Source organism: Dankookia rubra, from assembly GCF_004355005.1.
Lineage (GTDB): Bacteria > Pseudomonadota > Alphaproteobacteria > Acetobacterales > Acetobacteraceae > Paracraurococcus > Paracraurococcus ruber_A.
Genome location: NZ_SMSJ01000001.1, coordinates 99,882 through 125,726 on the forward strand (window position 1 = coordinate 99,882; position 25,845 = coordinate 125,726).

Below are 25,845 nucleotides of genomic sequence, written 5' to 3' on the forward strand. Positions count from 1 at the left end.
CACGCCCTCCAGCGATCGGCCGGCAGGCACTCCCGCTATTCGGCGGCCAGCTTATGGCCAGCGTTGATAATGTTCCAGATCTTGGCGGGGGTCGCCGGCATCTCGATATGCCGGACGCCGTATTCCTTCAGCGCATCGACCACGGCATTGATGACTGCGGGCGGTGAACCGATGGCGCCGACCTCGCCGCAGCCCTTCACTCCGAGAGGGTTGTGGGTGCAGAGCGTGGTGTGAGTGGCGACCGAGACGGGCGGCAGGTCCTCCGCCCGCGGCATCTGGTAGTCCATGAAGCTGGCCGAGAGCAGCTGGCCATTCTCGTCATAGATCGCCGATTCAAGCAACGCCTGGCCGATGCCCTGGCAGACGCCGCCTTGGACCTGGCCCTCGACGATCATCGGGTTGATGACCCGGCCGACATCGTCCACGGCGGTGAAGTTGACCACCGTGACTTGGCCGGTCTCCGGCTCGATCTCCACCTCGCAGATGTGGCAGCCACCGGGATAGGTGAAGTTCTTCGGGTCGTAGAAAGCGGTTTCGTCGAGGCCAGGTTCCAGCTCCTCGATCGGGTAATTGTGCGGAACATAGGCCGTGAGCGCGATCTCGCCCCAGGACTTGGTCTTATCGGTGCCGGCGACACGGAAGGTGCCGCGGTCGAACTCGACATCCTCGACCGAGGCCTCCATCAAGTGAGCGGCGATCTTGCGGGCCTTCATGACGATTTTGTCCATCGCCTTGACCATGGCGCTGCCGCCGACCGCCAGCGACCGGGACCCATAGGTGCCCATGCCGAAGGGGATCTTGGCGGTGTCGCCATGGACGATGTCCACCTGCGCCAAGGGCACCCCCAGCCGGTCGGTGACTAGCTGCGCCAGTGTCGTCTCATGCCCCTGGCCGTGGCTGTGGGTACCGGTCAGCACGGTGACGCTGCCGGTCGGGTGGACGCGGATGGTGCCCACCTCGTACAGTCCGGCGCGGGCGCCGAGCGAGCCGACAACGGCCGACGGCGCGATGCCACAGGCCTCGACATAGGTGGAGATCCCGATGCCGCGCAGCTTGCCGCGCGCCTTAGCCTCGGCCCGGCGCTGCTCGAACTCCGCCCAGCCGGCCGCTTCAAGACCCATGTCCAGCGTCGCCTTGTAGTCGCCGCTGTCATACTGCAGCGCCACCGGCGTCTGGTAGGGGAAGGCATCCGCCGGGATGAAGTTGCGGCGGCGGATCTCGACCCGGTCGATCCCGGTCTCCCGCGCGGCGACATCCACCAGCCGTTCCAGCAGGAAGGTCGCCTCCGGCCGGCCCGCGCCACGATAGGCATCGACCGGAACGGTGTTGGTGAAGACCGCCTTCACCTCGGCATAGACGGTCGGCGTGGTGTACACGCCGGACAGCAGCGTGGCGTAGAGATAGGTCGGCACGCTGGTGGCAAAAGTTGACAGGTAGGCGCCCATGTTCGCCAGCGTCTGCACGTGCAGCGCGAGGAACTTGCCGTTCGCGTCGAGCGCGAGCCGCGCCTTGGTGACGTGGTCGCGGCCATGCGCGTCGGTGAGGAAGCTCTCGGTCCGGTCGGCGGTCCATTTCACCGGGCGGCAGACCTTACCAGCGGCCCAGGTGACGATCGCCTCCTCGGCATAGTGGAAGATCTTGCTGCCGAAGCCGCCGCCGACATCGGGCGCCACCACGCGCAGCTTGTGTTCCGGCAGGTGCAGCACGAAGGCGCCCATCAGCAACCGGATCACATGAGGGTTCTGGCTGGTGGTGAAGAGCGTGTATTCGTCCGTGGTGCGGTCGAAGTCGCCGATCGCCGCGCGCGGCTCCATCGCATTCGGCACCAGCCGGTTGTTCACCAGGTCGAACTCGATGACCTTGCTGGCACCGGCGAAGGCCGTGGCATTCACCGCGGAGTCACCGATATGCCAGTCGTAGCAGACATTGCCGGGGACATCGTCATGCACGTTCGGCGCGCCGGGGGCGATCGCCGCTTCGACGCCGGCCACGGCCGGCAGAACGTCGTAATCGACGTTGATGGCCTCGGCGGCGTCCTTGGCCTGGGTCCGCGATTCGGCGATCACTACGGCGACCGCATCGCCGACGAAGCGCACCTTCCCGACGGCCAGAACTGGATGCATCGGCTCGGCCATCGGCGAGCCATCCTTGTTGTGGATCTGCCAGCCGCAGGGGATTCCGCCGAGGTCAGGCATGTCCGCGCCGGTGAAGATCGCCACCACGCCCGGCATCGACCTTGCCGCGGCGAAGTCGATGCCGGCGATCCGCGCATGCGCATGCGGAGAGCGGAGGATATAGGCGTAGGTCTGGTTGGGGCGGTTGATGTCGTCCGTGTATTGGCCGCGGCCGGAGAGGAAGCGCAGGTCCTCCTTGCGCCTGACGCTCGCACCGATGCCTTCGAAGGGTGTCACCACGTCCATTGCAATGCCTCCCAGGCGTGGGATTTGCCCTGCCAGGGCGGCCAGCCCGCACGGCCCGGGGCGTTCCCAATCTTTTTTTGTATTCGCCGGACGGGGCGCGTCGGGCGCGCCCGCCGGGACCTATTCGGCTGCGGGGGCCAGTTCGGCGCGGCGGCCGTGCATCACATCCTGCGCCGCGGCGATTGCCTTGACGATGTTGTGGTAGCCCGTGCAGCGGCAGAGGTTGCCCTCGAGACCTTCGCGGATTTCCTTCTCCGACATGCCATCGGGATGCTTCTGCACCAAGTCGATGGCAGACATGACCATGCCCGGCGTGCAAAAGCCGCATTGCAGGGCGTGGTATTCGCGGAACGCTTCCTGCATCGGGTGCAGCGCGCCGTCGGCCTTGGCAAGACCCTCGATCGTGGTGACCTGCGCGCCATTGGCCTGCAGCGCGAGGATGGTGCAGGACTTCACGCTCGCCCCGTCCACGTGTACCACGCAGGCGCCGCATTGGCTGGTATCGCAGCCGACATGGGTGCCGGTCAGGCGCAGTGTCTCGCGCAGCAGCTCCACGAGCAGCGTGCGGCCTTCGACCTCGGCCGTGTGGGTGGTCCCGTTCACGGTCAGTGTGACTTGCGGCATCCCGCGTCTCCCCCGGTGGCAGCGGCCGATGGGCCGCGTATCGGCACAAAGGTTGCCTTGCCCCAGGCTTCCGTCAAGCGTTGCCGCGGTGCCCATGATACGAAGGCGGCAGGTTTAGCCGGACCCGGACCCCGGCAGCGGGATCAACCGTTTGCGGCCGCGGGTTGCCAGCACCAGCAGGCCGAGCACCAGGGTGCCCAGCGGCCAGAAGACCCAGATCGTTCCGAGTGCCATGGCGCCGAACATCCCGGCGCCGGCCGCAACCTCGGGGTCCGGGCCGGTCACGAAAGGACCGATTGCCGCGCAGGTGCCCAGGCCGCCCAGCACCATGGTGGCCTGGAACCACCAGAAGGCGCGCTTCACCATGCGGCCGAACAGGCTGCGGCGTTCGCGAGCCTCGACCAGGACCGGCCCCGCCGCCATCTCAGGCGGCGATCAGCGCCGCCCCCTTGGCCACGGCAAGCGGGTTCTCGGCCTCGGGCCGGTCGTGCAGGTGGCAGGCCGCGACATGGCCTGCATCCAGGGCCGTCGCCAGATGGTTGAGCTTCGGCTCCTCCATCCGGCAACGGTCGAAGGCATAGGGGCAACGGGTATGGAAGCGACAACCCTTGGGCGGGTTGATCGGGCTCGGCACATCGCCCTTCAGGATGATGCGCGTTCGTGCCGCACCCGGCGTGGGAACCGGCACGGCGGAGAGCAGCGCCTCCGTGTAGGGATGCTTCGGCGCGGCGAATAGGCCGCGCTTGGGTGCCACCTCGACGATCTTGCCGAGATACATGACAGCCACGCGATGCGTCATGTGCTCGACGATAGCAAGGTCGTGGCTGATGAAGAGCATCGCCAAGCCGAGTTCGGTCTGCAGATCCTGCAGCAAATTGACGATCTGCGCCTTCACAGAGACGTCGAGCGCCGACACGGCCTCGTCGCAGACGATCAGGTCGGGCTCAGCCGCCAGCGCCCGGGCGATGCCGATTCGTTGGCGCTGGCCGCCGCTGAACTCGTGCGGCCAGCGGTTCACGGCATCGCGCGGCAGGCGGACGGTGTCCATCAGCTTGGCGACGCGTTCGTCCAGGTCCTTCGAGTCCCTGGCCAGGCCGAAATTGCGGATCGGCTCGGCCAGGATGTCCCGTACCCGCATGCGCGGGTTGAGCGAGGAAAACGGATCCTGGAACACCACTTGGACGCGGCGCCGCATGGGCCGCAGCGCGGCGGGCGAGAGGTCGTCGATCCGTTTGCCATCGAGCACCACCTGGCCATCGGTGATGTCGAACAGCCGCAGGACCGCCTTCCCCACGGTGGATTTGCCACAGCCCGATTCGCCAACCAGCGACAGGGTCTCGCCTCGGGAAATGTGGAAGGAAACGCCGTCGACGGCGTAGACATAGCCCGTGGTGCCCCCGAGGAGGCCACCCTTGAGAGGAAAGTGCTTCTTGAGACCAGTGACTTCGAGAAGCCGCGCAGCCGACGCACTCATGCCGCGATCGCTCCTTCCTTGATGGCGTAATGGCAGGCCGCCACATGGCCGGGCGCCTTTTCCTCCAGCGCCGGCGCCACCTGGCGGCAAAGATCGGTCACCCTGGGGCAGCGGCCGGCGAAGACGCAGCCGGGGATCTTCTGCTTCAGGCTCGGCACCAGGCCGGGGATTTCGGCCAGCCGTGTCTCGGTCCCATGCAGCGAGGAGCCGAGCTTCGGCATCGAGCCGAGCAGGCCCTGGGTGTAGGGATGCTTCGGGCTGTTGAACAGCGGCCCGACCGCCGCCTCCTCGACCTTCCGGCCGGCATACATGACGATCACCCGCTCCGCGACCTCCGCCACTACGCCGAGGTCGTGAGTGATGAGGACGATGGCGGCGCCGACGCGGTGCTTCAGGTCGCGCATCAGCTCCAGGATCTGCGCCTGGATGGTGACGTCGAGCGCGGTGGTGGGCTCGTCCGCGATCAGCAGCTTCGGGTTGCAGGCCAGGGCGATGGCGATCATCACCCGCTGCCGCATGCCACCCGAGAGCTGGTGCGGGTATTCCCGCACGCGACGCCCCGGCTCCGGTATGCCGACGAGGGTCAGCATCTCGACCGCCTTCGCCTCGGCTTGCTGGGCCGAGAGGCCCTGGTGCAGTCGCAGCGTCTCGCCGATCTGCCGCCCCACGGTCAGCACCGGGTTCAGCGAAGTCATCGGTTCCTGGAAGATCATGCTGATTTCGTTGCCGCGGATGTCGCGCATCTCGCGGTCCGAGCATTTCAGCAGGTCGCGGCCTTCGAAGCGAATGGCACCGGCGATCTTGCCAGGCGGCTCCGGGATCAGCCGCAGGATCGACATGGCGGTGACGGACTTGCCGCAGCCGCTCTCGCCGACGATCGCCAGCGTCTCGCCGGCATTGACGTGGAAGGTGACGCCGTCCACGGCGCGATTGACCCCGTCCGGCGTGCGGAAATGGGTCTGCAGGTTGTCGACCTCGAGAAGTGCCATCGGATCAGAGCCTCTTGGCCATGCGGGGGTCGAGCGCGTCACGCAAGCCATCGCCGAGCAGGTTCACCGCGAGCACGGTGATGGACAGGAAGATCGCCGGGAAGAAGACGATGTAGGGCTTAACCTGCCAGAGCGCCCGGCCCTCCGCCATGATGTTTCCCCAGGAAGGGATGATCGGTGGCGTGCCGGCACCGATGAAGGACAGGATGGCCTCGGTGATCATCGCCGCGGCACAGATATAGGTGGCCTGCACCGTGATCGGCGCGAGGGTATTGGGCAGGATGTGGCGCCAGATGATCATCGGCGTGCGGGTCCCGGCGGCGACCGCCGCCTCGACATAGGGCTGCTCGCGCAGCGACAGCACCACGCCGCGCACCAACCGCGAGACGCGGGGGATCTCGGCGATGGTGATGGCGATGATGACGTTCTGCACGGACCCGCGGGTAAGCGCCATCAGCGCGATGGCCAGCAGGATGGGCGGGATGGACATCAGCCCGTCCATCACCCGCATGATGATGCTGTCGGCCAGCCGGACATAGCCGGAGATCATGCCAATCGCCATGCCGATGACGGAAGCCAGGATGGCTACCGAGAAGCCCACCAGCAGCGAGACGCGGGCGCCGAACAACACGCGCGAATAGACGTCGCGGCCCAGCATGTCGGTGCCGAACCAATAGAGCGCAGACGGCTCCCGTGTCCGCTTCGCAGGGGCAAGCGCGGTCGGATCGACGGTCCAGAGCAGCGGCGCGAAGACCGCGACGCACAGCATCAGCAGCAGGAGAAAGCCGCCGATCGCCATGGTTGGGTTGCGGCGGAGGAAACCGATGAAGCCCTTGCGCGGCTTCACCGGCGGCAGCACGTCCGGCAGCGGGGCGGCGGCGGCGTAGCCCTCGGGCGCCGCGGCCTCGATCGGGGACAGGACGGTCGCAGAGGCCATCAGTACCGGATCCTCGGGTCAAACAGGGTGTAGGCGAGGTCGATGAGCAGGTTCACCAGGACGTAGACGAAGCTGAATAGCAGCACGACGCCCTGGATGACCGGGTAGTCGCGGCGCAGGATTGCATCCACCGTCAGCCGGCCGAGGCCGGGGATGGCGAAGACGCTCTCCGTCACTACCGCGCCGCCAATCAGCAGCGCGATGCCAATGCCGATCACGGTGACGATCGGCACGGCCGCGTTCTTGAGGGCATGCAGGAAGAGGATGTTCGACTGTCCGGCGCCCTTGGCACGCGCCGTGCGGATGTAGTCTTGCTGCAGCACCTCGAGCATGGTCGCCCGCGTGATGCGGGCGATCAGCGCGATATAGACACCGCCCAGCGCGACCGACGGCAGGATCAGGTTCTCCAACCAAGGGAAGAAGCCGACCTTGAAGGCGGTATAGCCCTGAACCGGCAGCCAATCGAGTTCCAGAGCGAAGACATAGGCCAGCAGATAGCCGACGACGAAGACCGGGACGGAGAAGCCCAGCACCGCGAAGCCCATCACCGCACGGTCGATCAGCGTGCCCTGCTTCCAGGCCGCCACCACGCCCATCGGCACGGCGATGCTGACGGCCAGGATCAGCGTCAGGATCATCAGCGACAGCGTCGGCTCGATCCGCTGCTGGATCATCGTCGTGACCGGCAGGTTGGTGAAGATCGAGACGCCCATGTCGCCGTTCAGGATGTTCCAGACCCATTCGCCGAAGCGGATCAGGAAGGGACGATCGAGGCCGAGCGAGGCCCGGATCCGCTCCACATCCTGCGGGGTCGCCTGGTCGCCGGCGATCACCGCCGCCGGGTCGCCGGGCGCGATGTACAACAGAGAGAAAACGAACAATGCGACCAGCGCCATCACCGGGATGGTCGCCAGAACGCGGCGGATCACATAGGCGAACATTGCGCTACTTTCTTACCGTCAGGACTTCGACACGCCCCAAAAGAAGGGCAGTGGTCCCTTTACTACCCCCGAGACATTCGACCGCCAGGCCTGGTAGCCGAGGAAGAAGCCGGTCGGCACATAGAGCGCATTGTCCACCGCGGCCTTGTTCAGCCGGGCGATCGCCGCCTTCTCCGTCGCCAGGTCCGGCGCCTCGAACCAGTTGGTCACCTCGGCTTCCACCGCCGGGACGTCCGGCCAGCCGAACCAAGCCTTGTCGCCATTGCCGCGGATGGCGATGTAGACCGCCGGGTTGATGCAGTCGGCACCGGCATGCCAACTGTGGAACATGGACCAGCCGCCCTGCCCGACCGGGTTCTTCATGGCGCGGCGTTGCCCGGTGGTGCCCCAGTCGGTCGCCACGTAGTCGACGTTGAAGCCGATCCGCTTCAGCAGGTCGGCGGACACGTCGCCTTGCGCCTTGGTGATCGGCTGGTCCTGCGCGACGACGCAGGTGACCGGCGTGCCGCTATAGCCACTCTCCGCCAGCAGCCGCTTGGCGAGGTCCATGTTCGGACCCTTCAGGATTTCGCCGCCATTTTCGGTGTAGAGCGGCGTGCCGGGGGTGAAGTAGCCCGGCAGCCTCTTCCACATCGCGTCGTCGTCGCCGACCAGGGCGCGCATGTAGTCTTCCTGGCTCAGCGCCGCCATGACCGCCTGTCGCGCCTTCAGGTTGTTGAATGGCGTGGTCAGATGGTTCATGCGGAAGGTGCCGATATTGCCGAGCGGGTCGGCAATATCGGCACGGATGTTCCGATTGCGCTTGAGCTGAGGGACCAGGTCGGTGATAGGGTTCTCCCACCAGTCAACCTCACCATTCTGCAGCGCTGCAGATGCGGTAGCGGGATCGGGCATCACCATCCATTCGATCCGGTCGACGCCCATGCGCTTGCCACCGGCCAGCCAGCTGCCCGGCTCCTCGCGCGGCACATAATCGGCAAACTTCTCGAACACCGCCTTGGCGCCGGGGACCCATTCGTCGCGCTTAAAGCGCATTGGGCCGGAGCCGACATATTCGGTGATCTGCGTGAACGGATCGGTCTTGGCGATCCGCTCCGGCATGATGAAAGCCATCGGCGTGGAGTTCTTGCCGAGCGCCATCAGCATCTTCGGGTAGGGCTTCTTCAGCACCCAGCGGACCGTGCGGTCGTCGACCGCGATCAGGTCCTGCTGCAGCGCCTTCAGCATCAAACCCATCGAGTCGCGCGCCGACCAGCGTGTCAGGCTGGCGACGACGTCCTTGGCCAGGACCAGGCTGCCATCATGGAATTTCAGTTCGGGCCGCAGGCGGAACTCCCAGGTCAGGCCATCGGCCGAAACCTGCTCCGATTCGGCCATCTGGCGCTGCGGGCGAAGCTGGTCGTCGAAGCCATAAAGAGTGTCCCAGACCAGGACGGCTGCGTTGCGGACGACGTATTGCGTCCCCCAGATCGGATCGAAATTCGCCAGGTTTGCCTGCGGAACGAAACGCAGGGTGCGGGCGCTGGCGCCCTGCGACAGCGCGGGTGCTGGCATGCCGCCGAACATCGCCGCACCGCCAGCCACCGTACCGGCCCTTAAGAAGTTCCTGCGATCCATGGTCTCTCTCTCCCAGCCCCGTCCGGCAAACCGCTGAGGCGCCCGGTTTCGGGCCAACCTGCCTCAGTTTTGGGCAGCGCGCCAGCACCCTTCGGGGGCGCATGGCTGCCCGGGCGGTGACCGGCCCGACATCCCGTGGCCGAGCTTGCATGCCCCGTGCCAGCATTCCCGCTGTTCAACCCCGGCGGACGTTCCAAAACAGCGCCGGCCCGCCCGTGAGCACCCCGGTCAGGCTCCGGCGATAGGCCATTGGCGGTCGCAGCAGGCCTAGCGGGACGAAAGGCGCCTCCTCCCAGACCAGGGACTGCAACTCGCGGGCAATCTGCTTCTCAGTCGTCGGGTCGGGCGCGGCGAACCAGGCGTCGCGCAGCGCCTCCCGCTTCGGGCTGGCGGACCAACCGAACCAACCATCCCCTCCGTTGCCGCGTAGCGGCTGGTGGCTGCCGGGGACGGAAACATCGAGTCCCTCCCAGGTGGTGCAGAAAATGTTCCAGCCGCCCTGCTCCGGCGCTTCCTTCTTGGCCCGGCGCTGCACCAGCGTGCCCCAATCCATTGACTGCGCGTCGACATTGAAGCCGATCCTACGGAGCGTATCGGCCGCGACCTCAGCCAATCCGTTGATCAGAGGGAAGTCGGTCGGGACCAGCAGCACCACCTTGCGGCCATCGTAGCCGGCCGCCCGCAGCGCGCGCTTCGCTGCCGCTAGGTCGCGCGGGCTGGTGAGTGCCTCAAGACCCGCCTCATTCGCCAGCGGCGTGCCTGGCGTGAAGGCACCGGCCGGCACCTGCCACAATGCCGCGTCTTCTCCGAGCGCGGCCTGCATGAAGCTTGTCTGGTCAATCGCCGGGAAGAGCGCGCGTCGGATCGCTGGGTCGTCGAAGGGCGGGTGCAGATGGTTGAAGCGCAGCATGCCGAGCGCGCCGGCGGTGTTCACCACCGCCACCGTGATCTCCTTGTGCTTGCGCAGCACCGGCAGCAGATCCGCCAGCGGCGTTTCCCACCAATCGATTTCGTTGTTCTGCAGCGCCGCGGCGGCGGTGGCCGGGTCCGGCATGATCCGCCACTCGACCCGGTCGAAATGCACCTGCTTGCCGCCGGCGAGGAAATCCGCCGGTTCGTCGCGCGGCACATAGGCGCCATGGCGTTCGTAGACTGCGATGCTGCCCGGGACCCATTCCTTGGCGACGAAGCGGAAAGGGCCGGAGCCGGTATAATCGGTGATCTGCTGGAACGCGTCGGTCTTCGCCACCCATTCCGGCATGATGGCGCACAGATTGGCGGACGGCTTGCCGAGCGCCCAGACCAAGCCGGGCCAGGGCTGCTTCAGGATGATCTCGAAGCGATCGCCGGCGGTGGCGCGCATCTCCTGCAGCAGCGCGCTCAGCCGATGGCCCAGCACGTCCCGCTTCGACCAACGGGCGATGGAGGCGATGCAGTCGCGCGCCGTCACGCGCTCGCCATCATGGAAACGGAGGTCGGCGCGCAGCGCGATGCGATGGGTCAGGCCATCGTCCGAGACCTCGTGCGCCGCCGCCATCTGCGGCCGCGGCTTAAAGTCCTGGCCTAGTCCGAAGAGCGTGTCGTAGACCATCAGCGCGTGGTTCCGCGCGATCACCGTGGTGGTCCAGATCGGGTCGATATTCGCTAGGTTGCCTTGCGGCACGAAGCGCAGGGTCCGCGCGCTGCTCTGCGCCGCAGCCAGACCAGGCGACGCGAGCAGGGCTGGTGAGGCTTGCAGCAGGGTGCGGCGGCGCATGGCTCTAATCTCCGGCAGCGCCGCGGTCCCTGCCGCCGCGCACCGTGTCCCTAGCGCTGCCGAAGCTCGTGCATCAAGCCTTTGACATGTTCCAGAACACCGTCGCCGGGGCACGGAAGGCCCCGGTCACATTGCGGCGCCAGGCCGATGGCTGCCAGTAAAAGCCAAGCGGGATATAGGGCAGCACCTCCATCGCACGGCGGTTCAGCGCCTCGGCCACCGGCTTCTGCGTCGCCAGGTCGGGCGCCGACAGCCACTCGCCGCGCAGCCGCTCAATCTCCGCGTCGCTTGGCCAACCGAACCAGGCATTCGCGCCGTTCGCGCGCAGAAAAAGGTGGTAGACCGGCAGCGCCAGCGACTGGCCGGAGGAGGTTGTGTGGATGATGCTCCAGCCGCCCTTCTCCACCGGCTCCTTGCTCACCCGCCGCTGCACCAGCGTGCCCCAATCGGTCGAGACCAGTTCGAGGTTCATCCCGAGCCGGGTCAGCAAATCGGCGGTGACCAGCGAGAGCGCATTGATCTGCGGATAGTCGCCGGGGGCGACCAGGACCACCTTCTCCCCCGCATAGCCGGCCTCCTTCAGCGCGGCGCGGGCGCGGTCGATGTTGCGCACCTTCAGGATCTCGCTGCCCGCCTCGTTGGCCAGCGGGGTGCCGCAGGTGAAGACGCCCTCGCAGGCTTCCCAGCCGTCCTTCTCGTTGCCGGCCACCGCGCGCATGTAGTCGCGCTGGTCCACCGCCATGGCGACGGCGCGGCGGATGCCCGGATTGTTGAAGGGCGGCTGCAGGTGGTTGAAGCGGCAGATGCCATAGAAGCCATCAAGCAGCCTCTGCTCCACGACCACCTCCCGGTTCCGCCGCAGTAGCGGCAGCAGGTCGTGCAACGGGTATTCCCAGTAGTCCTGCTCGCCCGTCGTCATCGCATTGGCCGCAGTGGCGGGATCGGAGATGATGGTCCACTCCACCCGATTGAGGCGCGGCGTGCGGCCGCCGGCCAAGCCATCCACCGGCTCCTGCCGGGGGATGTAGCCATCGAATTTGGCCCAGACGGCCCGCTGGCCGGGATTCCATTCATTGGCGACGAAGCGGAAGGGGCCGCTGCCCACCGCCTCGCGGATCTGCTGGAAGGCATCGGTGCTGGCGATGCGCTCCGGCATGATGAAGCAGGGGAATTGCGTCTGGCCCAGCGCCATCAGCAGCAGCGGCAGGGGCCGGTTCAGGCGGAAGCGGAAGCGCCGGTCGTCCAGCGCCTCGACCTCGGCGACCGCGGGCCAGAGCACCTGGGCGAAGGGATCGCGCCGCGCCCACCGCTTGATGCTGGCAACGCAGTCCTTGGCCAGCACCTTCTCGCCATCGTGGAAGCGAAGGCCGTCGCGGAGGGTGAAGGTCCAGGCCAGCCCGTCTTGCTCCATCACCCAGCCCTCGGCCATCTGCGGCCGGATCTCACCCTTGGCGTCCTGGGCGCAGAGCTGATCGTAGACCAGGAAAGCGTGGTTTCGGGTGACAACCGCCGTGGTCCAGACCGGGTCGAGGCTGGTGAGGTTGGCCTGCGGGATGACGCGGAGCGTGCGCGCGGCCGCACCTTGCGCGAAGGCCGGAGCAGGCAGTGCGGCGAGACTGGCTTGGAGCAGGGTGCGGCGGTGCATCGGCGATTCCCATTCGGCTTCGAGGTGGCAATGTCGGGGAGAAGGCATTCCCCCGGACTCTCCATCTGTTTTATGTGTCGGGTCCCGACTCCTGGAGAGGATGGATGGGGTGCGGGGAGGACAGACTTCCCCCTCCCTGATCTTCCTTCGTCAGGTTTTCCGGATACCCCAAAAAATGGCAAAGCCCCGGACCCGGTCCACCAGGTTCCGCCGATGCGCAGTGATCGAGTAGTAGGCCCCGGTCGGAATATACGGCAGGCCTTGCATCGCTGCCGCCTGGATACGTCGTGCGATCGCCTGCTGCGCCGGCAGGTCCGGCGCTTCCAGCCATGCGGCGCGCAATGCCTCGATCTCCGGCAGATCGGGCCAGCCGGGCGCCGCATTGGCGCCGTCCGAACGCAGTTGCAGATGCGTTACCGGGTTGACGAAATCCATTCCCGAGGTGGCAAAGCAGGCAATCGACCAGCCACCTTGGTCGAGCGGTCCCTTGTTCATCCGCCGCTGCGCCACAGTGCCCCAATCCGTCAGCACCACATCGGCGTTGACGTCCAACCGCCGCAGCAGGTCGGCCGCCACCTGCGCCTGGGCGGTGGTGGAGACGATGTCGGTGGTGCCGATCAGCCGCACCAGCTCGCCCTTATAGCCGGCCGCCTTCAGCGCCTGCTTCGCCCGCTCGATGCTGCGAGGCCCTTTCAGCGGCTCGAGCGCCTCGTCACTGGCAAAGGGGCTGCCCGGGGTGAAGAACCCCATGTCCTTGACGTATTTCGCCGGATCGGGCCCGACGATGGCGGTCATGAAATCCTCCTGGCTGATCCCCGGCAGGAAGGCGCGGCGGATCGCCGGGTTGTCGAAGGGCGGCTGGCGGTGGTTGAAGCGGAACTGCCCCGGCAGCGGCATGGGGTCGATGGGCTCGAGCAGCAGGTTCCGGTTGCGGCCGAGCAGCATCTGGATTTCGGCCGGCATCTGCTCCAGCCAGTCGATCTCGCCGGCGGTCAGCGCCGCAGCGGCGGTGCCGGCGTCGGGAATAATGGTCCATTCGACGCGGTCGACATGCACCACCTTGGGTCCGGCGGTCAGGCCGCTGCCGCCGCCCGGGCTAGGCACGTAGTCCGGGTTGCGCTCCCAGACCGCGCGGGCGCCCTGGCGGAACTCGCTCTTCACGAAGCGGAAGGGCCCGCTGCCGATCGCCTCGCGGATCTGCTGGAAGGGATCGGTCGCGGCCAGCCGCGCCGGCATGATGAAGGGCTGCGGGTTGGACGGCACAGCCAGCGCGTCGATCAGCAGCGGGAAGCGCGACTTCAGCCGGAAGCGGAAGCGCAGGTCGTCGAGGGCCGCCAGTTCCTCGGTGCGCGCGGCCAGGACCTGACCCGTCGGGCTGCGGCGCATCCAGCGGCGGAGCGAGACGACGCAGTCCTCCGCCCGCACCGGCTCCCCGTCGTGGAAGCGCAGCCCGTCGCGCAGGGCAATGGTGCAAGTGCGGCCGTCGTCCTCGAGCAGGTGCCCTGCGGCCATCTGCGGATGGGTGCGGAAGGCATGGTCCACGCCATAGAGCGTGTCCCAGACCATGTAGCCATGATTGCGGATGACGTTGGAGGAGATCGCTATCGGGTCCAGCCCGCCGAGATCGGCCTGCGGCACGAAGCGCAGCACCCGCGACTGCGCCTGGGAAAAGGCTGGCGCCGCCAGCAGCGCGCCCCCTACCGCCAGCAGCCCCCGCCGGGCGATCATGTGCGCCGCATGTTCCAGAACAGTGCAAAGCCCGGCACGCGTCCGGTCAGGTCGCGCCGGAAAGATGTCATCGAGGTATAGGAGCCGACCGGGATATAGGGCACCTCGTCCAGCATGGTCAGCTGGATCTCCCGCGCCAGCCGCCGCTGCGCCTCGAGGTCCGGTGCGTCGAACCAGGCATCGCGCAGTTCCTCGAGGCGGGGGATCGTCGGCCAGCCGAACCAGGCGCCATTGCCATGGCCGCGCAGCGGGAAGTTGCCGGAGGGGTCGGCGAATTCGAAGCTGGCGAAGGCGGTCAGGAAGACGCTCCAGCCGCCCTTGTCCAGCGGTTCCCGGCTGGCGCGGCGCTGTACGACGCTGCCCCAATCGGTCAGCACGAAGTCGAGGTTGACGCCGAGCCGGCGGAACATGTCGCCCGCCACCTGGGTCATCGCCGCCGGCGCCAGGATATCGGTCGGGCCGATCAGCCGGATCAGCTGGTCGGTGTAGCCGGCCTCCTTCAGCATCGCCTTGGATCGTTCGATGCTGCGCGGCCCTGTCAGCACCTCCATGCCCGCATCGGTCGCCAGCGGCGTACCGGGGGTGAAGGCACCCATCTCGGCGGAGAACAGCGCCGGGTCGGGCCCGACGATCGCCGTCATGTAGTCGGCCTGCGACACCGCGGGCAGCAGCGCTTGGCGCATCCGCTTGTCGTTGAAGGGCGGATGCAGGTGATTGAAGCGCAGGATGGCTGGATTCTGCAGGCTGTCGATCGGCTCCACCGCGATCTGCCGGTTGCGGCGGAACAGGGCCTGGATTTCCGGCGGCGGCTGCTCGTACCAGTCGACCTCGCCGGTCTGCAGCGCCGAGGAGGCGGTCGCCGCATCGGTGATGATGTGCCACTCGACCCGGTCGAAATGCGCGACCTTCGGCCCGGCCGTCAGGCTCGGCGTGCCGGAAGCGACCGGCTCATAGGCCGCGTTGCGCTCATAGGCGACGAAGCTGCCGGAGTTGTACTCGGCGGCGCGGAAGCGGAAGGGGCCGCTGCCGACCGTCTCCCTGATCTGCTGGAAGGCGTCGGTCTGCGCGATCCGCTCCGGCATGATGAAGGCGGCCGGGTTGGACGGGCTGGCGAGCGAAGGGATCAGCCGCGGGAAGGCCCGCGTCAGCCGAAACCGCAGCCGCTGGTCGTCGAGCGCGCTGAGCTCGGCCACGAGCGGCTCCAGCTTCTGGCCGTTCGAGTTGCGTTTCATCCAGCGCTTCAGGCTGGCGACGCAGTCCCGTGCCCGCACCGGTTCGCCGTCATGAAACCTCAGGCCGCTACGTAAGGTTATGATGTAGAGACGGCCGTCATCTTCGACCGTATGACCTGCCGCCATCTGCGGCTGCGGCCGGAACTGCGCGTCCATGCCGTAGAGTACGTCGTAGACCAACCAAGCATGATTTCGGGTGACGTTCGCCGTGGTCCAGATCGGGTCCAGGCTGGTCAGGTTCGCCTGTGGCACGAATCTCAGTATGCGGCTGCCCGCGCTCTGCCCAACGGCAAAGCGGGGTAGTACGGCGCCCGCAGCGGCGCCGGCCAGCAAACTCCGTCGATACATCGCCTTCTCCCGGCTTCAGGCGGACTTCTTCAGGCTCCAGAACAGCGGCATGCCCTTGGGCACCTCGCTGAGGCTGCGCCGGAACGCCGTGGCCTGGAAATACTGGCCGAGCGGCAAGGTCGGCGCCTCCTCGAAGGCCAGCACCTGCATCTCCCGTGCCACCGCCTTCTGCGTCGTCAGGTCCGGCGCGTCGAACCAGCGCTGCCGCAACGCCTCCATGCCCGGGGAGGTCGACCAGCCCCACCAGCCGTCCTTGCCATTGCCGCGCAGCGGCTGGTTGACGCCGGGGTTGATCACGTCGAGCCCGGTCCAGAAAGTGAAGAAGATGCTCCAGCCGCCCTTCTCCGGCGTCTCCCGGCTCGACCGCCGGGCCACCACGCTGCCCCAGTCGGTGGCGACGAACTCGACATTCATCCCGGCCCGCCGCAGCATGTCGTTGCCGACCTGGCCGAGCGCGTTCAGCGTCGGGAAGTCGGTCGCCGCCAGTAACACGACCTTCTCGCCCTTGTAGCCGGCCGCGGCGAGGTCGCGCTTCACCTTGTCGAAGTCACGCTGTCCCTTCAGTACCTCGAGCCCGGCCTCGCTGGCCAGCGGCGTCTCCGGCGGGAAGAAGCCGACATTGTCGCGCCAGAGGCTGCGGTCGGTGCCGGTCACCGCCGTCATGTAGTCCTCCTGGCTCACCGCCCCCATCAGCGCGCGGCGGATCGCCGGATTGTCGAAGGGCGGGTGCAGGTGGTTGAACCGGCCCCAGCCGATGAGGCCGGTCGGGTTCGGCATGTCGATCACGACGTTGCGGTTGCGCTTGAGCAGCGGCAGCAGGTCGGAGGTCGGCACCTCCCACCAGTCCATCTCGCCGTTCTGTAGCGCCGCCGCGGCAGTCGAGGCATCGGGCGTCACAATCCATTCGACGCGGTCGAGGTTCACCCGCTTCGGCCCGGCGGTCCAGCTCGACTCGCCTTGTTCGCGCGGCACGTAGTCGGCGAAACGCTCGTAGACGAAGCGGCTGCCCTGCACGCGCTCGTCCGCCTTGAAGCGGAAAGGGCCGCTGCCAACCATGTCCGTCACCTGCTTCGACGCGTCGGTTTGCGCCAAGCGTTCCGGCATGATGAAGCAGCAAGGCGTCACAAGGCTGCCCAAAGCCTCGGCGAGCAGCGGATAGGGCCGCTTCAGGCGGAAGACGATACGGCGGTCGCCGTCGGCGGCCATTTCCTCGAGCCGTGCGAGCAGCTCCTGCCCCAGCGGGTGGCGTGCCGCCCAGCGGCGGATCGAGGCGACGCAGTCCTGCGCCCGCACCGGCGCGCCGTCGTGGAACCTGAGGCCGCTGCGGAGCGTGATGGTCCAGCGCCTGCCCTCTTCCTCGACCACATGCCCCTCGGCCATCTGCGGCGTGATGCGGAACTGCGCATCCATGCCGTAGAGGGTGTCGAAGACCATGAAGCCGTGGTGGCGGGTGACATAGGCAGTGGTGATATGCGGATCGAGGATGCCGAGATCCGACTGCGGGATAAACTTCAGCACCCGGCTGCCGGCGAGCTGGGCCAGCGCCGGAAAACCAAGGGCGGCGCCCGACGTCAGACCGGCGCCGCCAAGGAAAACGTCGCGTCGAAGCATTGCCCGGACCCCGTCTTTGTTGCGGCGGAGTAGACCACGGCACAGGCCGCCTTTCCAAGCGTCACGCATCGGCCGGTCCGGAGCCGGCGCTCAGGCCTTCTTGACGTTCCAGAACAACGGCATGCCGTTCAGCACGCCGCTGATGTTGGTACGGTAGGCCCAGGGTTGCAGGTACGAACCGACCGGGATGTAAGGCACCTCTTGGAAGGCCTCGACCTGGATCTCGCGGGCGATGCGCTGCTGTTCGGCCAGGTTCGGCGCGTCGAGCCATTCGCCGCGCAACGCCTCGACCTTCGGCATGGTCGGCCAGCCCGGCCAGGCCGCGAGGCCGTTGCCGCGTAGCCCGAGATGGCCAGCCGGGCTGAAGAAGTCGAGTCCGGTGAAGAAGGTCAGAAAGATGCTCCAGCCGCCCTGGTCCGGCGGGTTGCGGTTGGCGCGGCGGGTGACGACGCTGCCCCAATCGGTCGAGACATAGTCGACGTTCATCCCCGACTTCTGCAGCATGTCGAGGCAGACCTGCGCCAGCGCGTTCAGCGAGGGGAAGTCGGTGGCTCCCATCAGCACCACCTTCTCCCCCTTGTAGCCGGCGGCGGCGAGGTCGGCTTTGACCTTGGCATAGTCGCGCGGCCCGGTGAGCGGGCTGATTCCGGCATCCGAGGCGAAAGGGGTGCCGGGCGGGAAGAAGCCGACATTCTCCTTCCACATGGCTTTGTCGGTGCCGATCACCGCGGTCATGTAGTCGGCCTGGCTCGTGGCGCCGAGCAGGGCGCGGCGGATGGCCGGGTTGTTGAAGGGCGGGTGCAGGTGGTTGAAACGGCAGAGGCCGAGCAGGCCGGTAGGGTCGTAGGTCTCGACCTTGACGCCGCGGGCGCGCTTCAGCAGCGGCAACAGGTCGGCGGTTGGCTGCTCCCACCAATCCATCTCGCCGGACTGCAGTGCATTGGCCGCGGTCGAGGCGTCGGGGATGACGTTCCACTCGACCCGATCGAAATTCACCACCTTGGGCCCGGCGGTCCATTCCGGCGCCCCGCCCTGGCGCGGCAGGTAGTCGGGATTCCGCTCATAGACCAGCTTACTGCCGGCGATCCGCTCATCCGTCTTGAAGCGGAAGGGGCCGGAGCCGACCATGTCCTTGATGGCGGTATTGGCGTCGGTGACCGCGACGCGCTCCGGCATGATGAAGCAGACCGGGCTGCCCGGCTTGGCCAACGCGTCGAAGAGCAGCGCGAAGGGCTTCTTCAGGCGGAAGGTCAAGGTAAGGTCGTCGGTGGCCGCGAGTTCATCGGTGGCCAGCGCCAGGGCCTGGCCCATGGCGTCGCGCTGCCACCAGCGCTTGATGCTGGCGACCGCGTCCTTGGCCAGGACCGGCGCCCCGTCATGGAACTTCAGCCCCTGGCGCAAGGTGATGGTGACCCGCCTGCCGCCACCCTCGACCACATGGCCCTCAGCCATCTGAGGTTGGGGCTTGAACTGCGAATCAATCCCGTAAAGCGTGTCGTAGATCAGGAAGCCATGGTGCCGGGTGACATAGGCCGTGGTCAGGATGGGGTCGATCACCGCGAGGTCGGCCTGCGGAATGAACTTTAGAACCCGGCTACCGGCTGGCTGCGCCAGGACAGGGGCGCCGAGCGGCAGGGTTCCTGCCCCCACCGTTCCGAGGAGGAAGCTGCGACGATCCATGATTTGATTCCCACGTGGTGAAGCCGTTGCAAGGCAAGCCTGATCCTTTCCAGTTGCGCAAGGGGGTGCTGCCCCTCCGCTGGACCATAGCTGTTCCGGCGCCCCTCCCTTTTTTGGTCGGATTTCCCGTCCAGTATGCTTCATCGTGGAAACTATCGTGCCGCCCTTCTCACCTGCCGTCCTGCCCCGTGGCACCGATGGATATTGCGCCGCGGAACGTGACGGCCCACGGGCGGAAGAAAGTCACGACAGCCCGTTCGTCACCACGGCGTGGTTTGTTTGGCCGCTCCCGGACAGGTAGATCCTTGGCACCCGAGATGCATGACATGGCCGCCGCACCCCTTACCGAGAGCACTGATATCCCGGTCTGGGCCGCGCGACTGGGCCCTGGACGCGCCCGCGTTGCAGTTGAACTGCTGCGCTTTGGCGTGGTCGGGGTCGCCGGTTTCGTGGTCGATGCCGGTGTCCTCACGGCGGCGATCGCGCTCGGGCTCGGGCCCTGGTTGGGCCGTGTGTTATCCTATTTGGCGGCGGCGACGACGACCTTCGCGCTCAACCGCGCCTGGACTTTCCGCGAAGCGGCACGCGCGAGACCCGTCCAGCAATGGGCGCTGTTCCTCGCGGTCAATTTGGTGGGCTTCGCCTTCAACTACGGCACCTATGCCGCGCTCATCGCTTTCATCCCGATGGTAGCGGCAACCCCGGTGCTCGGTGTCGCTGCCGGATCACTGGCAGGACTCGTGGGGAACTTCATTCTCTCGCGGCGCTTCGTCTTTGGCCAGGGCGGCAACGGCCGTCCGTCCCGCAACTGAAGGACGGCAAGGCCCATGTATCAGGATCAACCGGTCTGCCCATTCCACTGGCCTGCCCCCCAACCGGGACTGCGCGCATGCATGGCATGAGCCAATCCGAACACGGCACCAAAGACGCCCCCCTGCTTCCAGCGGTGGCTGAGGCGACATGGCCAGGCTTTGCCGGCGTCCGCCAGCCGGAGCCGATGCGCCGGCCGCACCGTCTGCCGCGGCCGGTCTCGCCAACGTTGTTGGCGACCCTGGTCGCCGGGCTGGATGCGCTCGCCGTCATCCTCTCGGGCGTCGTCCTGCAATATGTCCCGCTGGAACGCGGCTCGCCCTCGCCCCAGCTGATCGCCTTTTTCGCCGCGCTGACCATCAGCTTGGCCGGATTCGGCGGCGGCTACGCGCACGCCGCGCTGTTCGGCGGCAGACGGGCGCTGTCCGCCGCGCTTGGTGCGCTCGTGATGGGAGGCAGCGGGTTGGCTGCGGCCGCGCTGGTGCTCGGCGCCCCCGTCACATTCCGCCCCGGCGCCGCAATGCTGTGGCTCGGCCTCGCCACGCCGATGCTGCTGGCCGGGCGGCTCGGGACGGCCGCCGCCTTCCGCGCGATGCCGCAGCTCAGCCGGCAACGCGCTGTGCTGGTCGGCAATGGCCCCCAGGCGGCCCGGTTTGCTGCCAGCATCGCCGGCCGGCGCGACCAAGGGGTTACACTGCTCGGCCTCGTGGACAACGACGCGTCGGCGGCAGTCGGCAGCGGCAGCCTAGCCTATCTCGGCCCGGTGACGGCCCTCGACGGCATGATCCGTCGGGGGGAAGTCGATCAGGTCATCCTCTGCATGCCATGGGCCGAGGAACGCCGGGTCCGCGACATGCAGGCCATGCTGGCCGATTATCCGGTGGATGTCTGTTTGGCGCCCGACTTGCTGGCCTATCGGCACGATGCGGCCGAGGCGCCTCGCCTGCTGCGGCTTGCGGACCGGCCGATTCGTGGCTGGGCCGCGGTGGTGAAGGTGGTCGAGGATTATGCCCTGGCGATCGGTGCCCTGGCGATCGCCGCGGTGCCCATGGCGCTGATCGCGCTTGCCGTGCGGCTGGACAGCCCGGGCCCGGCGCTGTTCCGGCAGAGGCGCACCGGCTTCAACAACCGCGACTTCTATGTGCTGAAATTCCGCACCATGTACCACGATGCCGCCGACCATGCCGTCAAGCAGCAGGTCATGGCTGGCGACCCGCGGGTTACCCGGGTCGGCTCCCTCCTTAGGCGCACGTCACTCGACGAATTGCCGCAGATCTTCAACGTTCTGCGCGGCGAGATGTCCTTCATTGGCCCTCGGCCGCATGCCCCCGGCACCCGCGCCGGTGGCCGTCCCTTCGAGGAGGTGATGGCTCGTTACGCGGCGCGGCACCGGGTGAAGCCGGGCCTGACCGGCTTGGCCCAGGTGCGCGGCTGGCGTGGGCCAACCGAAACCGAGGATAAGCTTATCCGACGCGTCGAGAGCGATCTGGAGTATATCGAGACCTGGTCGCCCTGGCTTGATCTCGTGATCCTGGTGCGGACCCTGCTGGCCGTTGCGCGCATGCGCAATGCCTGTTGAGCCATCGTCCCGCCGGAGATTTCGCTTGCCCGATACCCTGCCCCAGACCGCCCCGGGCCTTGGTCCGGACCAGCGCCGTGCCGCGCCCCGCGTTGCCGTGCTGGTACCCTGCTACAACGAGGAGGTGGCGATCCCCCGCGTGGTGGAGGCCTTCCGGGCCACCCTGCCGGATGCCGCAATTTACGTTTACGACAACAACTCGAAGGACCGGACGATTGAGACGGCACGCGCCGCCGGAGCAATCGTCCGAACCGAGTCGCTGCAAGGTAAGGGCCATGTGGTCCGCCGGATGTTCGCCGACATTGAGGCCGACATTTATGTCCTCGTCGACGGCGACGACACCTACGAGGCCGCGGCCGCCCCACGCATGATCGCCAAACTGGCCGACGAGAAGCTGGACATGGTTACCGGCATCCGGATCAGCGAGATCCAGGAAGCCTATCGGCCCGGCCATCGCTTCGGCAACCTGATGCTGACGGGGATGGTGCGGACCATCTTCGGCAACCGCATTACCGACATGCTTTCGGGCTATCGGGTGTTCTCCCGCCGCTTCGTCAAAAGCTTCCCCGCTCTGGCCGCCGGCTTCGAGACGGAGACCGAGTTCACCGTCCATGCGCTCGAGTTGATGCTGCCGGTCGGCGAGGTCGAGACCGCCTACAAGGACCGCCCGGCTGGCAGCACCTCGAAGCTGCGGACCTTTTCGGACGGCTGGCGCATCCTCAAGGCCATCATCGCCCTGGTGAAGCGGGAGAAGCCACTGCCTTTCTTTTCCTGGATCGCCGCGGCCCTGCTGCTGGTCGGGCTTGGCTTCGGTACGCCGGTCGTCTGGGAATTCCTGGCCACCGGCTTGGTGCCGCGTTTGCCGACGGCGGTGCTCGCCATGGGGCTGGTGCTGCTGTCCTTCCTGTCCTTCGCCTGCGGGATGATCCTCGACACCGTCACCCGCGGCCGGATGGAGGCGAAGCGGACCGCCTACCTGGCGATCCCGGCGCCGGATTTCGAAGGAGTCCGACCAGGATGAGCCTGCCCGCCTATCCGCAGCCGCGGCACATCGCCGGCGCCGCTGGTCCTCCGGGGCCGGATTACGATGCCGATGTCATTATCCTGGCGCTCGACCGGGCGGAGGACACCGTGGCGGCGATCGCCTCGGCGCGGGCGCAGGTCGGAATCGATCGGCATGTTTGGGTGGCCGACCAGGGCAGTCGGCCGGAGAACTTGGCCCTGCTCGCCGCGGCGGTCGAGGGGGCGGGCGACGCCACACTGGTGCAGCTCGACCGGAACTGGGGCGTCGCGGGCGGCCGCAACCGGGCAACCGCGCTCGGCATGGGCCGCTGCATCTTCGCGCTCGACAACGATGCCGAATTTGCCGGGCCGGACACCCTGGCCCAGGCCGTGCGGGCGCTCGAGGCTGAGCCGGACTTGGCCGCCATCGCCTGTCGCATCCTGATCTTTTCGAGCGGGGCGGATGACCTCTCCTCCTGGGGCTATCCACCTGGGCTGCTGCCTCGATCTGCCGAATGCTTCGATGCAGTGACCTTCGTCGGTGCCGGCCATGCCATTCGGCGGTCCGACTTTGAGGCTGCAGGAGGCTATGACGACGCTCTGTTCTTCTGCTGGGAAGAGTTCGACTTCGCCCTGCGCGCGATCAACATGGGTCGCCGCATCCGCTATCGGGGCGACATCGCGGTCCGCCACAAGGTGAGCGGCGAGCGTCGCTTCGCCTGGAACGGCACACGGTGGTACCATTTCGTTCGAAATCGCATCTATATCGGGCTGAAGTACGGCGCCGGTTTACCCTCTCTTCTGCCTCGCTTCTTCGCTTATCAGGTGAAAGGCGCCATTAACGGCGTGCTATCCCAGGGGCTACGGGCCGGGCCAGCGGCGTTGCAGTTGGCTCGCGCCTTTCGGCCGACGCCCGAGGAGGCGCCACTCTACCGGCTCAGCCAAGCAGCGCGGAACTATCTGGCGAAGAACGATACCGCCCATCGCGGTGGGCTGCCGCGTCGGGTCAGGGCGGAACTGCTAGCCGCCTTGCCCAAGGCCGCGGCACGTTAGCATTGCTCGCCAGAGGGCTGGAGCGCCTGGATCTGCGCTGAAGCAGCGGGCCACCGCGATTGAGCACTTACTTCTCGAGGTGGATCACTGTGGCGCCGTTCAGTGGACTTTACTGCAATTCACCAGGGCCGCAGGCAGTCGATGCCAGCAGCTGGACTCGCCTGCCGTTCACTGCAACTGGCGCTTAGCGCGGGCCTCATGGCGCAGCAGGCGGAGCACCGCCGGGCTGTCCACCAAGTAGCGCCGCGCCAAGCGCCGCGGGTCTTGTGCCAAGCGCCAAGCCCATTCCAGTCCAGCACGCTGCACCGGCCGCGGCGCCCGTAGCTCATGCCCAGACAGGAAGAGCAGGCTTGCGCCGATACAGAGCCCGGTCCCACGTGCCCGGCCCCGCAGGGCAACCGCATGCGCCACCATGCATTGTCGTGGCGAGCCGACCGCCAGGAAGCTGAAGCGCGCAGGATTATCCTCGATGAAGCGGATCGCTTGCTCCATCGATCCGGAATCACGTTCAAACCCCATCGGCGGGTTGTAATGTGCCACCCGTTGCAGGCCCCAACGCTGTGCCAGGGCGTCGACAGCTTCGGACGCCATCCCAAGAATGGTCACCGGTTCGGCTGGTTCGATGACCTGGCGAACGAGGTACGATGTCAGATCGCTGCCCGGCACCACGGCCGGCGCCGGCAAACCCGTCGCCTTGGCGGCCCGAGCCACCACCCGGCTGTCCAGCAGCCGCAGCATGGCATCGGCATAGAGGGGCCGTAACCCAGGCTGCCGCTGGATCCGAACGAGGTGATCGGCATTAGGGGTCACGACATAGCCGAACGGCGCATTCACCGGGCGTGCCGCCAGCCACCCGAGTACCGCGCCGAGCGACAGGTCGGCGAAGTCGAGCCCTAGAAGCGAGACGGTCGGAACTTCCGATTGTACCTGATCAAAGGGCAACGCGGAGACGGACCTGGAAGAGGTTGCGATCGAATTCAGGGATGCCATTGCTCGCTTCGAAACGACGAGAATAGGCGTAGGTTCCGATCACCGTCAGGTTCCGATTAACCAGGTACCGCGCGGTTGCGGTGAAGATACCGTCAAAGGCGGTCTGGTTCGGACTTTGGTACTCACGGTAGTCGGCACGGAAGTCACCGCTGAGGATCACGTTGCGCAGCAACTCGTGGTCAACGCCGATGCCGCCCTGGGTGCGATTGAAGCTGACCGCGTCGGCACGGATCGATTCCTCAATGGTCCTGGCGACGTTGAAACGCACCGTTGTCAGGAGGGTCGGCGCCCAGGTCAGCTGTCCTTCGATGGCCGGTCCGGCGAAGTTCTTCAGGTTGGGATCCTTATAGCTTCTCTCCCGCCAGCCGAAGGCAACGCGGCCCTGCCAAACTCCGTCGAAATCGTAGGTGAAGCCCCCCAGCACCTCCCAGGTAAAGCTGTTCCGCCCCTGGGAGATTTGGTTCTGGTAGCTGATGTCCTGGATCCGGAAGATCACATTGGCAAAGCGGCCCTGGGAGAAGGCGTAACTGGTGCCGAGCGCGCCGATCGTGGTGTCGAAGTCGTTCTGTGAGATGCGATTTGGCACCCCGCCGATCACTACGTCTTGGTAGCGGTAGGTCCGGTGCAGGCCGGTGCCCACCAGCCCAATGCGGCCAAACTGGGTGGTGCCGGTGGCCTGGAATTCGTCCGAATCATAGGGCACGGGCCGAGTAATCCCGGCCGACTGCACGTCGATGCTGTTGACGTCGAGGTGGTCGCGATAATGCCGGTAACGTGCCTCGGCATTAGTCACTGAATTGAAATCGTAGCGACCGTAGCCACCCACGTCCCAATCAATCCAGTCATAGCCGCTGTTGTTAAAATATTGCCTGCTGTCCATATTCCCGGAGACGCCGACACCGTGCCGCGTCCAGTTGCTGTCAAGACTTGCGGCCGCAGCCTCATCCATGAAGCCGTCAGACTTCTTGTTGGTCTTGGTACCTTCGAGGTTGCTGTCGTACCCTGGCCCGCCATCGATCTGGCCAGTAAGGGTGAAAGCGCCGAGGCGGACACCGAGCGGGTTGTAGTCCCGCCGCTGCCGGGACGTGACGGTCACCCCACGTTCGACATCTTGGCGCGAGATGCCGCTATCTGCCTGGGCTGCCGCGTCTGAAAGCGGCAGCGCCCCAAGAAAGACTGCGCCAGCGACCCAGGCTGGAATCCTGCTCACCATGCACCCCCCAAATCCCACGACCGGTTTGCTACCATGCGGCGGCGGCGGAGGACAAACCGCAACGATCACGTTCGGTCGCGCGGCGATAAGCAACTCGGCATGTGTCCTGGAAGACCACATATTGGGTCACTAAGACGCGCATTGACGTGCGGGGGACGCCCATGGCCTTCCGCTTAGGTTACAGTCCATCATGGTT

The 25,845-nt window shown here is 66.8% G+C and carries 20 protein-coding genes; 4 read left to right on the top strand and 16 right to left on the bottom strand.

From position 1 onward, the window contains the following. Positions 1-35: 35 nt before the first annotated feature. From E2C06_RS00475 to E2C06_RS00540, 14 genes are all read right to left on the bottom strand, one after another. Positions 36-2,420: a xanthine dehydrogenase family protein molybdopterin-binding subunit gene (locus tag E2C06_RS00475; RefSeq protein WP_133286610.1), complete on the bottom strand. Its 2,385-nt coding sequence runs from the start codon at positions 2,418-2,420 to the stop codon at positions 36-38. Positions 2,421-2,540: 120 nt separating this feature from the next. Further along, on the bottom strand, positions 2,541-3,044 hold the full coding sequence (locus E2C06_RS00480) for a (2Fe-2S)-binding protein (protein WP_133286611.1): 504 nt from the start codon (positions 3,042-3,044) through the stop codon (positions 2,541-2,543). Between the two features lie 114 nt (positions 3,045-3,158). Next, entirely contained in the window at positions 3,159-3,467 is a 309-nt protein-coding gene (locus tag E2C06_RS00485; protein ID WP_133286612.1) for a hypothetical protein, read from the bottom strand. Between the two features lies 1 nt (position 3,468). Continuing rightward, a complete protein-coding gene (locus tag E2C06_RS00490) occupies positions 3,469-4,518 on the bottom strand; it encodes an ABC transporter ATP-binding protein (protein WP_133286613.1) in 1,050 nt (349 codons plus the stop codon). Further along, positions 4,515-5,507 (bottom strand): ABC transporter ATP-binding protein, encoded by a 993-nt coding sequence (locus tag E2C06_RS00495; protein WP_133286614.1) that lies wholly within the window; start codon positions 5,505-5,507, stop codon positions 4,515-4,517. Before E2C06_RS00495 ends, E2C06_RS00490 begins: the two co-directional genes overlap by 4 nt. Before the next feature lie 4 nt (positions 5,508-5,511). Then, positions 5,512-6,444: an ABC transporter permease gene (locus E2C06_RS00500; RefSeq protein ID WP_133286615.1), complete on the bottom strand. Its 933-nt coding sequence runs from the start codon at positions 6,442-6,444 to the stop codon at positions 5,512-5,514. Then, positions 6,444-7,385 carry an ABC transporter permease gene (locus tag E2C06_RS00505; RefSeq protein ID WP_133286616.1) on the bottom strand — a complete coding sequence of 314 codons (942 nt, stop codon included), beginning with the start codon at positions 7,383-7,385 and terminating at the stop codon, positions 6,444-6,446. The genes E2C06_RS00500 and E2C06_RS00505 overlap by 1 nt, the downstream gene beginning before the upstream one ends. An 18-nt stretch (positions 7,386-7,403) precedes the next feature. Then, entirely contained in the window at positions 7,404-9,002 is a 1,599-nt protein-coding gene (locus E2C06_RS00510; RefSeq protein WP_133286617.1) for an ABC transporter substrate-binding protein, read from the bottom strand. Positions 9,003-9,177: 175 nt separating this feature from the next. After that, the gene (locus E2C06_RS00515) at positions 9,178-10,758 is read right to left on the bottom strand and encodes an ABC transporter substrate-binding protein (RefSeq protein WP_133286618.1); all 1,581 of its coding nucleotides are present in this window, start codon (positions 10,756-10,758) and stop codon (positions 9,178-9,180) included. Between the two features lie 73 nt (positions 10,759-10,831). Beyond that, positions 10,832-12,403 carry an ABC transporter substrate-binding protein gene (locus E2C06_RS00520; protein WP_133286619.1) on the bottom strand — a complete coding sequence of 524 codons (1,572 nt, stop codon included), beginning with the start codon at positions 12,401-12,403 and terminating at the stop codon, positions 10,832-10,834. Positions 12,404-12,553: 150 nt separating this feature from the next. Continuing rightward, positions 12,554-14,131, bottom strand: a complete 1,578-nt coding sequence (locus E2C06_RS00525) for an ABC transporter substrate-binding protein (protein ID WP_133286620.1) — start codon at positions 14,129-14,131, stop codon at positions 12,554-12,556. Then, positions 14,128-15,711, bottom strand: a complete 1,584-nt coding sequence (locus E2C06_RS00530; RefSeq protein WP_133286621.1) for an ABC transporter substrate-binding protein — start codon at positions 15,709-15,711, stop codon at positions 14,128-14,130. The genes E2C06_RS00525 and E2C06_RS00530 overlap by 4 nt, the downstream gene beginning before the upstream one ends. A gap of 15 nt (positions 15,712-15,726) precedes the next feature. Further along, positions 15,727-17,322 (bottom strand): ABC transporter substrate-binding protein, encoded by a 1,596-nt coding sequence (locus E2C06_RS00535; protein WP_133286622.1) that lies wholly within the window; start codon positions 17,320-17,322, stop codon positions 15,727-15,729. Between the two features lie 90 nt (positions 17,323-17,412). After that, positions 17,413-19,002: an ABC transporter substrate-binding protein gene (locus E2C06_RS00540; RefSeq protein WP_133286623.1), complete on the bottom strand. Its 1,590-nt coding sequence runs from the start codon at positions 19,000-19,002 to the stop codon at positions 17,413-17,415. Between the two features lie 326 nt (positions 19,003-19,328). Here E2C06_RS00540 and E2C06_RS00545 point away from each other — a divergent pair, with 326 nt between their 5' ends. From E2C06_RS00545 to E2C06_RS00560, 4 genes are all read left to right on the top strand, one after another. After that, positions 19,329-19,814: a GtrA family protein gene (locus E2C06_RS00545; RefSeq protein WP_241671041.1), complete on the top strand. Its 486-nt coding sequence runs from the start codon at positions 19,329-19,331 to the stop codon at positions 19,812-19,814. A gap of 86 nt (positions 19,815-19,900) precedes the next feature. Next, on the top strand, positions 19,901-21,391 hold the full coding sequence (locus E2C06_RS00550; protein ID WP_165982126.1) for an exopolysaccharide biosynthesis polyprenyl glycosylphosphotransferase: 1,491 nt from the start codon (positions 19,901-19,903) through the stop codon (positions 21,389-21,391). Between the two features lie 25 nt (positions 21,392-21,416). Next, entirely contained in the window at positions 21,417-22,412 is a 996-nt protein-coding gene (locus E2C06_RS00555; protein WP_241671042.1) for a glycosyltransferase family 2 protein, read from the top strand. Further along, on the top strand, positions 22,409-23,446 hold the full coding sequence (locus E2C06_RS00560; protein WP_133286626.1) for a glycosyltransferase family 2 protein: 1,038 nt from the start codon (positions 22,409-22,411) through the stop codon (positions 23,444-23,446). Before E2C06_RS00555 ends, E2C06_RS00560 begins: the two co-directional genes overlap by 4 nt. A gap of 168 nt (positions 23,447-23,614) precedes the next feature. On the opposite strand, the gene E2C06_RS00565 is transcribed toward E2C06_RS00560, so the two are convergent. Further along, positions 23,615-24,388, bottom strand: coding sequence for a WecB/TagA/CpsF family glycosyltransferase (locus E2C06_RS00565; RefSeq protein ID WP_241671043.1), 774 nt, complete (start codon positions 24,386-24,388; stop codon positions 23,615-23,617). Beyond that, positions 24,378-25,742, bottom strand: coding sequence for an outer membrane beta-barrel protein (locus E2C06_RS00570; protein ID WP_165982127.1), 1,365 nt, complete (start codon positions 25,740-25,742; stop codon positions 24,378-24,380). The genes E2C06_RS00565 and E2C06_RS00570 overlap by 11 nt, the downstream gene beginning before the upstream one ends. Positions 25,743-25,845 lie beyond the last annotated feature (103 nt).

Excerpts from the sequence above, each read along its gene's own strand:
- E2C06_RS00475 (WP_133286610.1), bottom strand. The coding sequence starts at position 2,420 with ATGGACGTGGTGACACCCTTCGAAGGCATCGGTGCGAGCGTCAGGCGC.
- E2C06_RS00490 (WP_133286613.1), bottom strand. The coding sequence starts at position 4,518 with ATGAGTGCGTCGGCTGCGCGGCTTCTCGAAGTCACTGGTCTCAAGAAG.
- E2C06_RS00560 (WP_133286626.1), top strand. The coding sequence starts at position 22,409 with ATGAGCCTGCCCGCCTATCCGCAGCCGCGGCACATCGCCGGCGCCGCT.
- E2C06_RS00535 (WP_133286622.1), bottom strand. The coding sequence starts at position 17,322 with ATGCTTCGACGCGACGTTTTCCTTGGCGGCGCCGGTCTGACGTCGGGC.
- E2C06_RS00525 (WP_133286620.1), bottom strand. The coding sequence starts at position 14,131 with ATGATCGCCCGGCGGGGGCTGCTGGCGGTAGGGGGCGCGCTGCTGGCG.
- E2C06_RS00550 (WP_165982126.1), top strand. The coding sequence starts at position 19,901 with ATGAGCCAATCCGAACACGGCACCAAAGACGCCCCCCTGCTTCCAGCG.
- E2C06_RS00485 (WP_133286612.1), bottom strand. The coding sequence starts at position 3,467 with ATGGCGGCGGGGCCGGTCCTGGTCGAGGCTCGCGAACGCCGCAGCCTG.
- E2C06_RS00510 (WP_133286617.1), bottom strand. The coding sequence starts at position 9,002 with ATGGATCGCAGGAACTTCTTAAGGGCCGGTACGGTGGCTGGCGGTGCG.
- E2C06_RS00495 (WP_133286614.1), bottom strand. The coding sequence starts at position 5,507 with ATGGCACTTCTCGAGGTCGACAACCTGCAGACCCATTTCCGCACGCCG.
- E2C06_RS00540 (WP_133286623.1), bottom strand. The coding sequence starts at position 19,002 with ATGGATCGTCGCAGCTTCCTCCTCGGAACGGTGGGGGCAGGAACCCTG.
- E2C06_RS00515 (WP_133286618.1), bottom strand. The coding sequence starts at position 10,758 with ATGCGCCGCCGCACCCTGCTGCAAGCCTCACCAGCCCTGCTCGCGTCG.
- E2C06_RS00520 (WP_133286619.1), bottom strand. The coding sequence starts at position 12,403 with ATGCACCGCCGCACCCTGCTCCAAGCCAGTCTCGCCGCACTGCCTGCT.
- E2C06_RS00480 (WP_133286611.1), bottom strand. The coding sequence starts at position 3,044 with ATGCCGCAAGTCACACTGACCGTGAACGGGACCACCCACACGGCCGAG.
- E2C06_RS00500 (WP_133286615.1), bottom strand. The coding sequence starts at position 6,444 with ATGGCCTCTGCGACCGTCCTGTCCCCGATCGAGGCCGCGGCGCCCGAG.
- E2C06_RS00530 (WP_133286621.1), bottom strand. The coding sequence starts at position 15,711 with ATGTATCGACGGAGTTTGCTGGCCGGCGCCGCTGCGGGCGCCGTACTA.
- E2C06_RS00545 (WP_241671041.1), top strand. The coding sequence starts at position 19,329 with ATGGCCGCCGCACCCCTTACCGAGAGCACTGATATCCCGGTCTGGGCC.
- E2C06_RS00505 (WP_133286616.1), bottom strand. The coding sequence starts at position 7,385 with ATGTTCGCCTATGTGATCCGCCGCGTTCTGGCGACCATCCCGGTGATG.